12 protein-coding genes and 2 pseudogenes are annotated in these 14842 nt (G+C 54.9%); 7 read left to right on the top strand and 7 right to left on the bottom strand.

Annotation, left to right across the window (positions count from 1 at the left end):
* Positions 1–18 precede the first annotated feature (18 nt).
* Positions 19–849, top strand: coding sequence for a DUF3883 domain-containing protein (locus RSK20926_RS20905; RefSeq protein WP_008209835.1), 831 nt, complete (start codon positions 19–21; stop codon positions 847–849).
* A 12-nt stretch (positions 850–861) separates the two neighbouring features.
* Here RSK20926_RS20905 and RSK20926_RS20910 read toward each other — a convergent pair whose 3' ends face one another.
* Both RSK20926_RS20910 and RSK20926_RS20920 read right to left on the bottom strand, forming a co-directional pair.
* On the bottom strand, positions 862–1983 hold the full coding sequence (locus RSK20926_RS20910; protein WP_157133206.1) for a tyrosine-type recombinase/integrase: 1122 nt from the start codon (positions 1981–1983) through the stop codon (positions 862–864).
* A 426-nt stretch (positions 1984–2409) separates the two neighbouring features.
* Positions 2410–2823: a hypothetical protein gene (locus RSK20926_RS20920; protein WP_157133207.1), complete on the bottom strand. Its 414-nt coding sequence runs from the start codon at positions 2821–2823 to the stop codon at positions 2410–2412.
* A 564-nt stretch (positions 2824–3387) separates the two neighbouring features.
* Here RSK20926_RS20920 and RSK20926_RS20930 point away from each other — a divergent pair.
* Together RSK20926_RS20930 and RSK20926_RS23290 are read left to right on the top strand one after the other, a co-directional pair.
* Positions 3388–4275: a hypothetical protein gene (locus RSK20926_RS20930; RefSeq protein ID WP_008209842.1), complete on the top strand. Its 888-nt coding sequence runs from the start codon at positions 3388–3390 to the stop codon at positions 4273–4275.
* Positions 4276–4533: 258 nt separating this feature from the next.
* Positions 4534–5157 (top strand): hypothetical protein, encoded by a 624-nt coding sequence (locus tag RSK20926_RS23290; RefSeq protein WP_037256186.1) that lies wholly within the window; start codon positions 4534–4536, stop codon positions 5155–5157.
* A 328-nt stretch (positions 5158–5485) separates the two neighbouring features.
* Here the strand turns inward: RSK20926_RS23290 and RSK20926_RS23295 are convergent.
* A pseudogene (locus RSK20926_RS23295) lies at positions 5486–6181 on the bottom strand (MobA/MobL family protein); the annotation flags it as partial.
* Positions 6182–6282: 101 nt separating this feature from the next.
* Between RSK20926_RS23295 and RSK20926_RS20945 the strand changes: the two are divergent.
* Entirely contained in the window at positions 6283–6645 is a 363-nt protein-coding gene (locus tag RSK20926_RS20945; RefSeq protein ID WP_008209845.1) for a hypothetical protein, read from the top strand.
* Positions 6646–6742: 97 nt separating this feature from the next.
* Here the strand turns inward: RSK20926_RS20945 and RSK20926_RS20950 are convergent, their stop codons facing one another.
* The gene (locus RSK20926_RS20950) at positions 6743–10552 is read right to left on the bottom strand and encodes an SIR2 family protein (protein ID WP_008209846.1); all 3810 of its coding nucleotides are present in this window, start codon (positions 10550–10552) and stop codon (positions 6743–6745) included.
* Positions 10553–10693: 141 nt separating this feature from the next.
* A protein-coding gene (locus tag RSK20926_RS20955) for an IS3-like element ISRosp5 family transposase (protein WP_085979697.1) occupies positions 10694–11820 on the bottom strand; the annotation gives its coding sequence in 2 pieces (ribosomal slippage) (positions 10694–11556 and positions 11556–11820; 1128 coding nt in all).
* 68 nt (positions 11821–11888) lie between these two features.
* Between RSK20926_RS20955 and RSK20926_RS20965 the strand changes: the two genes are divergently transcribed.
* Complete coding sequence (locus tag RSK20926_RS20965) at positions 11889–12527, top strand: site-specific integrase (RefSeq protein WP_008209847.1); 639 nt, start codon at positions 11889–11891, stop codon at positions 12525–12527.
* 519 nt (positions 12528–13046) lie between these two features.
* Positions 13047–13340 (top strand): hypothetical protein, encoded by a 294-nt coding sequence (locus RSK20926_RS20970; protein ID WP_008209848.1) that lies wholly within the window; start codon positions 13047–13049, stop codon positions 13338–13340.
* Between the two features lie 199 nt (positions 13341–13539).
* On the opposite strand, the pseudogene RSK20926_RS23300 reads toward RSK20926_RS20970, so the two are convergent.
* Positions 13540–13731, bottom strand: a pseudogene (locus RSK20926_RS23300) (transposase domain-containing protein); the annotation flags it as partial.
* Between the two features lie 66 nt (positions 13732–13797).
* On the opposite strand from RSK20926_RS23300, the gene RSK20926_RS22660 reads away from it, so the two are divergent.
* A complete protein-coding gene (locus tag RSK20926_RS22660; RefSeq protein WP_232281953.1) occupies positions 13798–14190 on the top strand; it encodes a thermonuclease family protein in 393 nt (130 codons plus the stop codon).
* Between the two features lie 131 nt (positions 14191–14321).
* On the opposite strand, the gene RSK20926_RS20980 is transcribed toward RSK20926_RS22660, so the two are convergent.
* Positions 14322–14762: a MarR family winged helix-turn-helix transcriptional regulator gene (locus RSK20926_RS20980; protein ID WP_232281954.1), complete on the bottom strand. Its 441-nt coding sequence runs from the start codon at positions 14760–14762 to the stop codon at positions 14322–14324.
* Positions 14763–14842 lie beyond the last annotated feature (80 nt).

Raw genomic sequence — 14842 nt, forward strand, 5'->3', positions numbered from 1 at the left:
TCTGCATAGCCTGGCTCCATGAGCGGTGAGGAATGGTCAGATCTGGAAAACGATGCCATCGTGGCAGACTACTTTTCCATGCTTTCTGATGAGTTGGGGGGCAACAGATACAACAAGGCAGCCCATAACCGCGCATTGCAGGAGTTGATCGGTCGATCCAAAGGCTCGATTGAATTCAAACATCAGAACATCTCGGCCGTCCTCAAGGGCTTGGGTGAAACCTGGATCAATGGCTATAAACCCGCCTTCAATTTCCAGATGTCTCTGGTGGATGCAGTAGCCCGGCATCTGCAGCAGCGCGGAGAGTGGATTGCCAGAAAACCCACCGCTGCAACTGGATTGTCGGAGGCTCCTGGTACAATCTGGATCAGCACACCGCCGACTATGCAGAACACACCGCCCCCTGATGAGCTGGAGCAAATGCAAGCTGTCGCGCGGAGATTCGATGTCGCTGGGCGGGATGAGAGGAACAGGTCTCTGGGCAAGGCTGGCGAAGAGCGTGTTCTGCATCATGAACGCGCGATACTGAACAGTGCGGGCCGACAAGACCTCGCCAAAAAGGTGCGATGGGTCAGCCAGGAAGATGGTGATGGCGCCGGGTACGACATTTCGAGCTTTACGCCCGAAGGGAGCGCTCGCCTGATCGAAGTGAAGACGACCAACGGCTGGGAACGCACGCCGTTTCATGTCTCCAGAAATGAGTTGGCGGTCGCAGAAAACAACCGCGACAGCTGGACCCTATTCAGGCTCTGGAATTTCTCACGGGAACCGAGGGCGTTCGAATTGAGTCCTCCCCTTGATGCACATGTCGAATTGACCGCCACGAGCTTCCAGGCAAGCTTTCATTGAACAAACCCAAAATCAGCCTGCGATTCCTGATTTCTTCCTTGCTTCTGCAAGCTTGCGCAGAACCTCATCCGACTTTTCAGGAACCAAGGCCACATACTTTTCGATGATGTTCGATGCGTGGCGAAGCCCCCACCCCATGGTGATAGCAATCTCCTCCAAAGAGCACCCCGCACGCAGAAGCTCGGTCGCTGCCGTTCCACGCATATCGTAAAGGTGGAGCTCATCCCGGATCGAATATTTGGCTGGATCATCTTTGGCCAGAGCGTTCACCCGGTTCCTGAGATCCCGCACAATGCCGGATGCACGTTCCGGCTGCAGCCTATGCCCCTCCAGCGAAACCACCAGGTATTCCTGGCCTTTCGGCGTGTTGTCGATCAGCTCGGCCAACGCCGGCGTCACCGGAATTGCTACTGGATTACCCGTCTTCGTCCGCTTGAAGAACAGGCGCCGACCTTTGGGGGTTCTTTGAACATGCTCCCGCTTCAGCAAGCCAATATCCTGAGGGGTAAGCCCTCCTTCGGAAGCCGCAACAACGATGCGTGTCTCCCGCTCATTGGCAACATCCTTGAGCGCTTGAATTTCTTCCGGCAGCCAAACCAAATGCGCTCGCTTCGATTTATAGATGCGCGCAATATCCATATGGAAATGCGTTACGATCGAAGTGTCCTCAGCCTTTGCCCAATTCAGCAGCCTGGTCACAATGCTGGTCGCGTAGTCATATTGTCGTGGCGAATGCGACCATTGATCTTTCCATGTACGAATTTCGGACAACGCCTCCTTCTCTTCGAACATCATGATCGGGTCTGGCCCAAATTCCTCCTCCAATGAGTCCAGGTATTTTTCGTAGTCATCCTTGGTTCGTGGTGCGAGAATCTTGAAATGCGCCGAGTTCTTATACCGGCGGATTACAGCTGAAGTGGCATTCCTGCTTTCAGGCTGAGACGCTTCATTCATCGATCCGGGCTTGGACTTCGAGATATAGGCCTCCAGGTATTCCTGGGAACCGACTTTAATCCCCGAGGCGCTGTTCCAGAATTGCGGTCCACCTCGATAAACGTAATGATAGGTACGAACTTCCCCACTTGAGAGCTTCTTTTTAGGCCGGTGAATTCCGGTAAGCTTAACGTGCGACACGACGAGCCCTCCTTTGTTCCACGAGACTTACGGGCTCGGCATTCGCCGTGTGCTCATTGGCTTTCGTCTCCTGAAGCCCCTGAATCTGGTCCAACCTAAGTCGAACCAGTTTCGGGTCGAAATGGGATTTGCGTCCGGGTACAGGGGTGATCCCATATTCATGACACCAATTCCGGAACCCATCACAAACGCCCGCATAACCTGCGGCGATGGCGAGCTCATGACTTGAAACAAAGCTAATAGAGGCCAAGATTTGCTCTTTTCTGGCCTGTACAGGAATGTTCATTATTCAACCTTATTTTTGCACCGCGCCCATCAGCGGCAGCCGGAAAATTGGGTCGATGTAAATTTCACAAAGAAAGTTTGTTTGTAGGTTTGAATCCACAGCTGTCGGCGACTGGACGAGCTACTTGGGGAAGTAAAAATTCAAACCTGTGAAAGCAGGTGGTCCGCTTCACGGATCGCTGCGATCTTGTCGTCGAGTGATCGTTTCGCATTGCGAAATTGACGCCACCGCCAAGCGAGATTGATCAGATCGATGGCTTTGACATCGAAAATGTGCTCCGTCTCGACATCGCTTTCGAGAGCGCGGTCGCCGAGACCTTCCCGATATCCATTCGTGAACCGCCGGATTTGATCCCCGATGAGATCGATACGCTCTTCATCCATTTCTTCGAGGCCATGTCGCTCCCCGAGGCTGTGCAACAGCTCCAAAACGAATGGCTTGATCGTGCCCTGGGGTACGAGGCCGACTTCCCGCCATTCTTGCGCCAGAAGGCGGCCATGACGAATGGCCTTCAGGGCAATCTCATGCGTCTCGCGTACCGTTTGTTCATCCATGTTGAACCCTCCATTGGGTGAGATCGCACCATGCGATCTCTCAAGACGCTGGCAGGGGAGGTTGCTGCCAGCGGGTGCCGTGTTCATCCCGGCTTCGAGGCGCTTGGCGTCTGCTCTTCACGCTCTCAACCCGATGAGCGGGAAAGCAGATGCCGAGCACGAGACAGTCGTATTCATGAAAACCCCATTGGGCTGTCATTCTGATCAGGAAAATCCTGATCGGTTGCCGGAGGCACGGGCCTCTCTCAAAACATCACCAGATCCCACAGCGTTTCTATGGGTTTCTTAGGGTTTCACGCTTCTACCCTCCGAATGTTCTTGTATTTCAGTGACTTGGATGCGCCGCAGATCAGGAATTGCGGCGATCTTTCCCGTTGTTGCGGATTTCTCCACGGCAATCTGCAGAATTCACTCCAAGATTTGCGGAAACCTTCCACAAAAATGCGGCTGCTATCGTGAACACTGCGGCGCCACCCGGGAAAGATGCGGGTCCGAATTCGATTTCCGCGGAATTCGGTCCGGACCCATCTCCTTCGAACCGAAACCGGTCCAAGGAGATTTCTCATGACCCATAAATATATTGTCCTTGCTGCAGTTGTGGGCAAACTGGAAACCCTCAACCTCGGCGCCAATGCGCTGAAGTTGGCGCATGGCATGTTGCTGCATGCCGACCTCGCCGTGAATGGTGAGACCAATGCTTTATGGAGAGCCATGAACACGCCTGCGCTGGTTCGCGCCAGCTTTCTGCGCGAAGAGCTTGGCTGGGCAAGCCAGAAAGGCAACCGCCCCCTCAGGACAGCTGTGGCCGACTCTGGGCTGAGACAGGTTCTCAAGAACATCGCAGTGACGTCCAACGGCCGGGGCGTAATGCGTGAATTTCACCAACGCTTCATCGAGACCGCCACCGTTAAGAACTTCGATCCTGTGAACCGCAAAAGCAAATACGCCCTCATGGACACTGCTTGTGTCGGGCAATGTCGAACGCGAGAAGATCTTCTGCTGCTCACCCGGGTGTCTATGCATCGAAGGCAGGATTTTCCAAAATTTGAGCTCGCGGGTGTCGGCAGGCAGGAGCAGATTCCCATGGCAAAGAAGAAAACACTCCGATTGCAGGGTTCCCAGCAAGCTTCCGCTGATGGCGGGAAAACCGAACCCGATAGCGCCCGCTGGGCAAGTTCCCGGGACAAATGGCTCCAGGCGGCCAGAAAAGCTTCAAAGATGACGGGAGACACGTTGCTGTTCCGGGTCATTGAAGGGATCGCAGACCCTGGCGTGATGAAAGTGGAAGTGTTGATCTCGAATTCCGACACGAATTGGGACCCGGATGTCTTCTTCAAATCAGGCGGCGGTCGTCGTCTCATCCTGGTCACTGACAAGGGGCACCGGAATTTGTCATCTGTAGAAGCCAAGGCAAGAGCGGCAGGAGAAGAAGTTCCCGGGCAACAGTCCTGAATTCTTGTTTCGGCTCCGGGCAATGCCCTGGGGCCGAGTATCGATCATGATTTTGACAAACCGACTTACCTGACCTTCCGACTTACCGATTTACCTAATTGCCGGCTTACAAACCTGACCAACTTATTGATTTACTTGGCGAACTTTCCGGACAAACAAACTTCTGAACTTTCCCGAAAAAAGTTTGGAAAGTTTGTTTTTCGGTTTCGGCAGACGGACCCACCTCCCTCCTGCATCCAATGATGAAAGGAGAATCCGATGCGCAAAGCAATCTTCAGCGAGGAAGATATCATCAAGGCTGGCCAGGCCCTGGAAAAGAAATTGGGCCGTCCGGTTTCGGCCTGGGAGGTGTTCAAGGAAATGGGGCAGCGTGGCAAGCTCTCGCGCTTCCAGGAGGTTTGGGAGGCCCATGCAGCAGACAAATCCGCCGAAGCTGTCCAAGTAACTGTGCTCCCGACCGACGTTGAAACCCGCCTGGAAACGGCGTTGACGGCGTTTCGGGATGAATTCACCAGCGTTCTCGGCGGCATCGTGCGTGAACTGCAGGAAGAACACCTGCGCCAGACCGATTTGGCGCGGCGAGATCACATGAACCAGGAGCCTGTCTTGCTGAACAAGGTCGAGGCCATGTCTGGCGAGTTGGAATTCATGAGAAACAGGGTCAAAGAACTGGAAAAGGAAGCCGAAGAGGTTACCGCTGCGGAGGCCCCTTCCGACGCACCCGCTGAACCTTCGGCTCCAGCAAAGGCTCCGGTTGCGGCCGCGAAGGCGGCACCCAAATCTCCAAATCGACCGGTGAAGAATAGCCAGGTGAAGAAGACGTCTCGTCCGGCTCCCCCGAAGCCCAAGCCAACGCAGCAGCAAGCTCGGGCCCAAGCCTGAGGCTGTCGAATTGATTGGCGGCTGCAACAGCGGCCTCGGCCTCCTCAGCCGTCTTGACCCCTCGAAGTCGGCGCTTTTCAGCGTCGGCTTTTTCTTTGCGTTCAGCTTCTCTCTCCGAAGCTATTCGGGCAGCCTCTTCTCGGGCCTCTTCACGGCATCTGGCCCTCTCGACCTCCCAAGCTTCCCAAAGTGTATTGTTGCTCTCGCGCTGAGCCCGACGGCGCTTACCGGCGGGGGTATCATCTTCTCCTGTCTCAGCCAGCCGCTTGCGGGAGCGGGCGTGCAGCTTCGGACCCATATGCTCTTGGGCCTGGAGGCCGTGCGGGGCGTCACCGGCAGCGGCCATTGCGTCATAGGAACGCAGGTCTATCCGGACATGGGAGCCAATCTCCTTGAGCAGTGCATTTGTACGTTTTTCCCACTCTCGTCGCATCTCCAGGAATTCCTGTGGGCCGGTGCTCGATCCATCAAGGATCCGGGTTTTCCCACCGAATTTGCCAGTTTCAGGGCAAACCTCTCGTGTGGTGAGAAGCATGTGGACATGGAAATTGAGATTGGTCTGCTTCGGATCGAACAGTGCCTCGAGATACTCATCCCATCCCAAGCCCAACTGCCCCTTTTCATGAAGCTTCTGGGTCTTCTCATCAAGAAATCTCGGCGCATGGATGTCAGCTTGCACGGCCACGCCGTAACGATCCCGCAGCCAGAGGCTGTACCCACGAACAAGGCGGATCTGCATGTCGACCGGTAGGTCGGCGGGCAGGCCAGGCCGCAGTTCCCGCGCCACCCTGGCGTTTCCCTTCTTCTCGGCAAACTCGGCGGCATTCCAAAGCTCCTCCTCGGTGCCGGACCAGTTGATGAGTTCATGCGAAAGAAGCCCCGCCTTTTTTCCAGCCCGGTACCGGCGGCCGACGCGCTCATCACGGTAGCTGGTGCGCGCGATATAAGCCGCCGTTTTGACGGAAGATTTCCCGTCATCCCTGGTGTGGTTTATGATTTTGAAGAAACTCGCCGGATGCAACATGGGAGAGAGATGGTTCCCGGAACCGATCTCCGCTCCCCAAAAGCCCGCGGCAGGCGCGCTGCAAACTTGGTTTGCGTAAATGCGCGCACGCACATGTACGCGTGCGAAGGGGCGCTCCGAGAGGCGGCCTGGCAAAGCTCTTAATTTTTTCAGGAGCGATCTATGCCCACCGGCCTCATTTCCTCTTCGAAAGGAAAAAGGAGACCATCATGTCGTATGCGAAGCAGCTGGAGAAATTGGAAAGGGAGAATGCCCAGGCAAAAGCCAGGGTGAAAGATCTGGGAGCACGGCGCAGAAAACTCATGAGGAAGGCCGACGCGCGCCGGAAGATCCTCTATGGCGTTGCCGTCCTTGCCCTGCTCAAGGACCTGCCTGAGGCAAAGAGACTGGCTACGTTGGAGCGCCTGCATGCCAGGATCACAGTGAAGAGGGATCGGGATTTTCTTGGGCTTCCAGACCTTTAATTGGAATGGCTTCTCCGAGTACGTTGGTTGACGTCATTCAGGTGTTGTCTGATCTTCCACCACTCCAGTGGTGGAGGATCACGAGTTGAGACCACCATTAACATCGTTCCACCAAATCGATGAGGCGCAGATAGCGATAGTCCGAGGTTAAAGAAGGTTCAGAGTCAGCGATCAGGGCAAGAATCTTTGACAGCTCATACGGGAGGCGAGATAGGACGTGTGGCGTGACCCGGTGCATCAAATCCAGTGTCTCTACCGGGAAACGTGTGGTGATCGGCTCCGCTTCACTGATCTCACGGGTGAACCGGTAAAACGGATGGTCATCCGTTTCTACGGGCACCAAGAACTTCTTCACCGCATCGTAGACGGTTGGGTAATTTTTTCCAGTGTCATCAAGCATACCGATCCAAGCTCTCACAGACTCGGCAGTCCGGTACTTGCGCTCTCTGGGCCAGTCTTCATTGACAAAGGGGACCACGTGTTTGACCCAACCGTCCTCGTTTCCCTGCCCCACACGTCCCAACCAGAAAATGAATCGATTCCGTGAATTGTCGGACATTGCCCGGAGAACAGATCGCATCTCGGCCTTGGTAAGACCGCCTGGTTCATCTGGATGAAACACCCGCATGAAACCCATCCATTGGGCGGCCACCTTTGAGAGGTCACGGTCCCATGAGAATTCTTCGACCCATGGAAACAGATTGAGCATCAGGGGCTTAATGGTTTCAGTCAGCGGAGGAAAGGGAACCCGCCCACTGTGAAGGAAGCCGTTCCAAGCTGGTTCCGAAGCTGGATGATCGAATTCCAGCAGCGGAATGAGGCGCTCCAGGGTCCAATTGGGATCGATGTACATCAACCAATTCAGCTTGCTTGTCGCTATCGACACGGCGTGATCTGAGCCTTCGCCCGGCACTGCCAAGAGGCGCTCCAAGCGGGACTTGATGTGGCCGGGAACTAAGGAACCAGCTTCCTGCTTCTCGCCTGGTACGGCGTGAAACAGAGCCCCAGCGCACATTCCAAGCGGGCCATTGATTGCATGGCCATATGTGCGTCTGGATCGTTCGATAACCTCTCCGCCCAAGAGGACCTCGCCAAGACCGCTCTCGGCCGCATCTTCTCCACCGCTCTGGATGCCATCAACAACATGGTCGAAAACGATCCAGCCAAGGCCATCGTCGAACTCAAGCACCTCGACCAGGTTCTGTTCCAGCCACCGACCCAATGTATGACGGAGTTCGGTAACGATTGGGTGCGGGAGGCGAGCAAGGCGATGCAGAAAGACCCTTCTGAGCCTGGGAGAGATGTCTGCGGGCAACTCGTTGATCATTGCTGACCAGAATGCCTGTGGGAAGTCACCGGCTCTTCCGGCAATGGTTAAGGCCGACAGGGCCTTCCGGGGATTTTCCCGTACCAGGCCCGTGAAGGGGCGGCGCTCGGTGAAACTTCCGAAGTCGCGCTTCAGGTCTTCTTTTGCCCTTGCGACGACCTCGTTGACTGGGATGTCAATGACGGCGTCGGGTGCTTCGTCCGTTCCGACCCAGCCCACGTGAGAACCCGATATCATCACCGTCGAAGTTGCCCTACCATCATTCCAATCTGGAATCCCCGCTATCATTTCCGACAACCGCGACGCGGAAGTATCGGGAAGGTCGCACCCATTCAATTGAAGGTAACGGCCATATCTGGCAGCAATCCGATCACGGAATGCCGAGTATTCTTCCTCTGACCAGTGATCCATCCGTTCGGGGCCAGCCAGGATGCGGTCAGCCAGGGCTTCCTTACTCTCGTCCGAGAACTCTTCCCACCGATCTACCAGGGCGAAGAGAAGTTCACGCACTACGTCGGTGTCCCAGAGTGTGGCTTGATCGAATGTGGAAATGATTCCGGCGGCGTCGTTCGCATTGAACAAGCCTGGTTTCGACAACGCATAGAGCTTTAGCTTGCGAAAGAAGTATTCGTCGCCTTCGTCCCAGAGCATCGCATGGGCCGTTGCCCGTCTCGGATCAAGAACCACGAACCTGTCAAAAAGTTTGATGAACAGGAGAAATGGTTCAGCAGAATCATGGTAATGCTCACCACCGTCCGTTTCCCGGTCCGGGTAACATGTAGGCGTGGTAAAGTAGGACACATTAAGGTCGGATAGTATCCCAGCCGCTGTGGTGAGTTGATTTTCCAGAAGACCCAGAACAGCAGGCAGGGCCTCATCCGGCACCACGAGGTCCTCGTTGTGTCGCTCAAGATACTTGACCTCGAATCGAGTGATCTCGTCGATACGAAGTTCACCCCACTCCGATGTGGGCGGCTTGTTTTCATGCAGGCCCATGGGGCGTTTGATATCTAAGCATGGTTGGGTCGCTTGATGGAAGTCACGCAGAACGCTGGGGGCCCAACCCTCTTCGGCGATGCGCTTCTTCAGATCATACCAACGCCCGTTCCACCGACGGTTCCGAGGATCACGGTGGTGCTCCAGTATCAGATTCCAGACCTGTCGGCCGTTACCGTCAACTTCTTTCACCTGGTCGAGGTGCCAAGCAATGTGATCGATGAGGCGAGGATGCAGGCCAAGTTGACGAGCCGCCCACCAAGCGATCACGGGCGCTTGGAATGACTTTCCGATCCATCGGACGAGATGCCACAACCGGGTTGGCATCGCCTCATGACCCTCTACCTGGCGACCTCCCAGGCGGTGAAACTCGGGCGGGTTGTCGTCGCCACTCCGCCATTCGAGCAGGTTATCGTTTCTTGTTCCCCGTCTGAAATCTTCATCGCTGATCGGACCAAGATCATCATCGAGGCCATATGCCTGTACGGGATCGAATTCCTCGGCATCCTCTCCGTATCCGCTGCTCTTCTTGGCATTGCGGACAAATGCATCGAGAACGCAAACCCACTCCGGGTGTGGTGATGGTTCGGCGTCGGCAAACGCCTTGGCTCCCGGAACAGAACGTAGGACATGGGCGACCTGCCCACGCTCGTGAGGTGACATCTCCTTCGGGTCACGTTCCGCAGAAGTGATGACCCGGCTCCGCCAAGCACGTGGGTCGTCGGCCCGGTCAGCCCAGGCTTCCATCGTCCGCCATAGATGGTCATGATCTTGATAGGCGATGGCGGTTACGCCCCGATCTCGCCACTTGGCTTCGATCTCCTCCGGCTCGCCTCGGTCGAAGGCGTAGAGTCGAGTTCGGTCGAACTGGCCATCATGGTTGAGCCCTTGAAGGAGGTATTTCACCGGCGGGTCTTCGGCCTGATACCCTACAAGAACGACTGTGTATCGTTCCAGAAGGCCACTGATGAACTTTGTGGCCCACGCCTCGGATAGATACGCTCTTCCAAAGTCTGCACTGCTCAGCACATAGGGGTGTTGGGTTGCGCTTTGCGCAACAAGTCGCCCGTGAAGATAAGTAATGCCATCAATTGGTGATCCAAATGCCAGGTTAGGGAATGCCGGGGGAATATGGACCGGCGTACTACCCGCTTCGTCGCCAAGTTCGAACAGGTGATCGAAGTTCGTCGTCACGATCTGAGGGGCGCCACTTTGGTTCGACGATATCCGCTTCACCAGGCCGTGTTCACGACCGATGGTTTCTGCTGTCGATGGTACCAGCAATCTTTCGGTCACCAGCGCGTTGACGTCATCCCGACCATACTCCTGGTGCAGAAGGTTGAATATTTGGTCGAGGGGAACATTTGCTGCTGTTGGATCGGTTCGCCAGAGGTCGAATGCCTTCATGATCTCTGATCCTTCTGGCGGATCGAAGAAGTCGATGACATGCTTCGTGAGTCCGAGAAACGTTGGCATCCCCGAATTGAACGACACTCCGGCACCGCAGAGAAACACGACCCGACCAGCGTCGCAACGCTCCAGGAGCTCATCAGGAATGGAAGGGCCGTCAGAAAAAAATCTCATGTTGAAAGTTCAGCAATCGTAACCAGCTATTTCAGTCTGAGCATGACGAAGTACTTTGTACAACAAAAGTTGCTTGGTCTCTGGTGTATTTCAGAACAAATCAATTTTGATCAGCCCCATCGAAGTGGTCCAGTGTGAGTGTTAGTGCATGATCGGCCTGGTTTCCACCGGAACGATGGCTTCCGGAGCCGGTGGGCGATAGCCCAGAGCACTATGCGGCCGTTTTGTGTTGTAGTGATTTCTCCATTGTTCAATCAGGATCTGGGCTTCACGCAGGCTGTAAAATACCTCTCCATTCAGCAGCTCGTCTCTGAAGCGCGCGTTGAAGCTTTCACAGTATCCGTTCTCCCAAGGTGATCCTGGTTCAATGTAGGCCGTTTGGGCACCGACCGCTGCGATCCAATCTCGAACGGCCTGAGCAATGAACTCTGGGCCATTATCTGATCTGATGAAAGCAGGAACGCCACGCAGGATGAAAAGATCTGTCAGCGCGTCAATAACTTCTGCCGAGTTCAAGCGCCTCTTCACCCGGATCGCCAGGCATTCCCGGCTGTGTTCATCCAGAATGTTCAGTGTCCGGAACGCTTTCCCGTCATCCGTTCGATGGTGCACGAAGTCATAGGACCAGACATGGTCACGATATTCGGGCCGGAGTCGAACACACGACCCGTCGTTCAGCCAGAGCCGTCCTTTCTTCGGTTGTTTCATTGGAACTTTCAGCCCCTCACGCCGCCATAGGCGCTCAACACGTTTGTCGTTGATTTGCCAGCCGGCGTCTCTCAGAAGAGCCGCTATCCGACGGTAACCGTATCGACCATATTGGCGTGTCAGTTCGATCATGTCAGACACCAACCGGTCTTCGTCAGCACGTCCAACAGGCACCCGCCTCTGTGTGGAACGGTGCTGTCCCAGAACACGGCAGGCGCGACGCTCTGAGACGTGGAACTGGCGTCGCACATGATCAATGCAGTTACGGCGGCGCGAGGGGCTCAGAAGTTTCCCCGTGCAGCTTCCGACAGAATGAGCTTGTCCAATGTCAGATCAGAAACTGCCCAACGCAGCCGGTCATTCTCCTTCTGAAGTCGCTTTAGTTCCTTCAGTTGGTCGGTTCCCATACCGCCATATTGCTTGCGCCAGCGATAGAAGGTTTGTTCTGTAATCTGCACCTGTCGAATGGCGTCTACGCGCGGCATCCCTTGGCCGCAAAGCACCTCAACCTGCCGTAACTTCGTGACAATCTCTTCGGGCTTGTGTCGCTTGATTCCCATATCTGATCCTCCGTTTCCTAACTATACGGGCGGATCACTTCAGTGGGGGAGGATCACTCTTTGTGGGCATGAAACTTGGCAAACGAGCCAAGAAGAACGAGATCAGGCGCAAACCCTTCACACCCGAACAGACCCAGCGCATTCTAACCGAGTTGACCGAAAACCCCTCTGGCCTTGTTCGAAGAGAAAGCCACAAGTGGGGTATGCTATTGGCCATGTTCACCGGGGCACGATTGAACGAAGTTTGCCAACTGAACATTGCCGATGTTCGCCACAAAGACAACATATGGTTTCTCGACATCACAGATGAGGGCGACGACAACAAGAAACTGAAAACAGAAGCCGGACGTCGCAAGGTCCCGGTCCACTCAGAACTGATACGTTTCGGTTTTCTTGAGTTTGTTCAAAGTCGCAGTAAGGGCAAGCGACTGTTCCCAGACTTCAATCACAATGCGAATGGTGGTTATGAGCGCAGTCTGGGCCGCTGGTGCAATGAACGGTTCTTACCCGAACTGGGAATTAAGGAGCCGGGTATCGTGTTTCACTGCTTCCGACACACAATCGTAACAAGGCTTAGCCAAGCCGATGTGCCGGAACCAATTGTCCAATGCATTGTCGGCCACGCCCGGTCAGGCGTGACCCAGGAGGTGTATATGCGTGAAGGCTATAAACTGAGCCAACTCAAGACAGCGATTGACGAGTTTTGACCGTAGGATATTCAGGAGATTACAGGATAGGCCTTCGAAAACACTATTGGCAACGATGCGCAGGAAGCGGACTTTGCAAAGTCGAGGCCGCCGAACCCCACCTATGGCTCGAGCGGCCCTGATCGGAGGTTCAGACCGACTGCAGGGTACGTCCGGTCTAAGCCCTAAAGCTGCATCCCCTCATCGTGCCATCGACGTGTTAGGTGTCCGTCCGGTGAACCCAGCCTAATCAGAGCTCTAGAGGGGCACTAAGCTGAATTCGCAGCGTAGCAGGTGCCACTGGGGCTGTTCCGGCGCACCTGCATGGGACAATCACTCCTCCAAGAGCCTCCTTGCTTTCTAAGGTGTCGGGGGTATTCGGAGCGTTAGATCGTTGGGTCCATTTTGCGCAATTTTTTTTCCACTGCTGTACGGGTCGTGCAGTATCAGCTTGCGAATGATCGAGATTTCACCCATGCAACCTTTGGGCGATTCTGATCTTCGTTGAAGTGTTATTTTGATTTCTCGAAAGGTGCCAAAATGAAAAAACTTACTCTTGCCCTAGCCGCGGTAGCCGGATTTTCTTCTTCTGCCTACGCTGAAGGTGATAAAAGATGCGACGGTTTGAGTGGTTGGTATGGCGCAAGCGGCATTGTCGTGGGCGAGGATGGGAAGACCGTCAACGTATTCAACACGGATCATCCGAACGCTTACGGCACTTGTGAGGGGACTTCGCTCAAAGTGAATTTCCCTTGGGACCGTGTAATCAGCGCTACATTTAATGGCAGCGAGATCAAATGGGACAACGGCACAACCTGGGTGAAGCAGCAATAGCCAGCGCTTGACTGCGGGTCAGTTTCTGAGTCATGCACGCATCATGGGGTGATTAGCTAGATTTAGAGGCTGACCCTTTTTGGTTGAGGTTTTGAGAAATCTTCCCATTACATCTTGAGAGGTGAACGTGATGATCCGCAGCCTGGTAACGCCGGGCTTTTGCATTGGTGCGGGGTAGAGCAGAGGTAGTTCGTCTGGCTCATAACGTAACCGTCCGGTGAAGGTGCTCTGGCACAGTTCCTGTGCTGCCTTCTACGCTGCAATAGCTGCAAAGCTGCCATGGCGCGAGTTCGTTCAGGCGAGTGATTTTAAGATCCGCGATCTGAGCCAAAACCCAGGTGAGCCAAGCCTGTGGATCTACGCCGTTCATCTTGGCGGATTCGATCAGGGTAGGTTGCTCGTTGCTTGAATGGTTGCGTCTGGCTAGGGTGGGACTTCCCCGTAAGGAGCGAAATTGTTGAAGTTCGGTTTTATTGTCTTTGTGTTAGTTGCTGCAACTAGCGTTGCAGCCGGTACTCTGACTATTAGAGATGCGGATACAATTGTGATCGATGGTACTCCTGTCAGATTGAATGGTGCTGATGCCCCTGAACTGCAAACCAGAGCTGGGAAGTCGGCGCGGCGCTGGATGGTAAACTTCCTCGCGGGCAAATCTGTAAGTTGTGATCTCAATGGAGAACGGACCTATGACCGCTGGGTTGGGGTCTGCTATGCGGACGGACAAGACATAGGCGCAGCGGTGATTGCTGCGGGTCATACATTGGACTGCATGCGTTACTCGGATGGACGCTACAAACACCTAGAGACACCAGCAGCAAGGGCACGGCTCCACCGTGCGAGATACTGCTGACCTCTGGCAAAGGAGCCGAGCGGCGGTAGTGCTGACAGAGCTACCCTTGGCCGCAGATGCAGCCGCCAAATGTCATCGAACTCGAGAGATGCGGACAAAGTGTGCGTTGGCACGGCAGTGCATATATCCGCCTACTTGGCCCTATGCACGGATGAATCCTCGTCCTGAAGGGCTGCTATTGTTCTGCGCATGTCATCCAAGAATCTTTGCCTCTCGCTGTCTGTGAATCCAGACAGCGCTTTTTTATTCGTTTCCATCGCCGCCATGTAAGCCCGGTCGCGAATGGAACGCGCCTTTTCGGTAAGATGTATTGTGCGCGCCCTGGCGTCTGCCGGGTGTTCCTTGCGAACAATCAGGCCGTCCCGTTCCATCCTTGCCAGCGTATTTGCCAGCGTTGCCTGTTCGATATCGAGAAGGGCGAGGAGTTCTTTCTGTGTCAGGCCATCTTTCTTCCACAGCGCCAAGAGCACCGGGAACTGGCCGGGTACGATCCCAAGCGGGGCGATCCGCTTGCGAAGCCCGTCAGCAAAAAGCCGGGCCATGTGGTTCACGAGATATCCTGCGGAGGTCATGCGATCAAATTCCATGGCTCACATGTAGCATTGCATCGCATGCTATGTACTAATATATAGCTTGCTATACAATGCGAATC

It is taken from the genome of Roseobacter sp. SK209-2-6, assembly GCF_000169455.1.
Lineage (GTDB): Bacteria > Pseudomonadota > Alphaproteobacteria > Rhodobacterales > Rhodobacteraceae > Pseudophaeobacter.

Coding starts and splice junctions, on each gene's coding strand:
- RSK20926_RS20905 (WP_008209835.1), top strand. CDS start 19: ATGAGCGGTGAGGAATGGTCAGATCTGGAAAACGATGCCATCGTGGCA.
- RSK20926_RS20920 (WP_157133207.1), bottom strand. CDS start 2,823: ATGGATGAACAAACGGTACGCGAGACGCATGAGATTGCCCTGAAGGCC.
- RSK20926_RS20930 (WP_008209842.1), top strand. CDS start 3,388: ATGACCCATAAATATATTGTCCTTGCTGCAGTTGTGGGCAAACTGGAA.
- RSK20926_RS23290 (WP_037256186.1), top strand. CDS start 4,534: ATGCGCAAAGCAATCTTCAGCGAGGAAGATATCATCAAGGCTGGCCAG.
- RSK20926_RS20950 (WP_008209846.1), bottom strand. CDS start 10,552: ATGAGATTTTTTTCTGACGGCCCTTCCATTCCTGATGAGCTCCTGGAG.
- RSK20926_RS20965 (WP_008209847.1), top strand. CDS start 11,889: ATGAAACTTGGCAAACGAGCCAAGAAGAACGAGATCAGGCGCAAACCC.
- RSK20926_RS20970 (WP_008209848.1), top strand. CDS start 13,047: ATGAAAAAACTTACTCTTGCCCTAGCCGCGGTAGCCGGATTTTCTTCT.
- RSK20926_RS20980 (WP_232281954.1), bottom strand. CDS start 14,762: ATGACCTCCGCAGGATATCTCGTGAACCACATGGCCCGGCTTTTTGCT.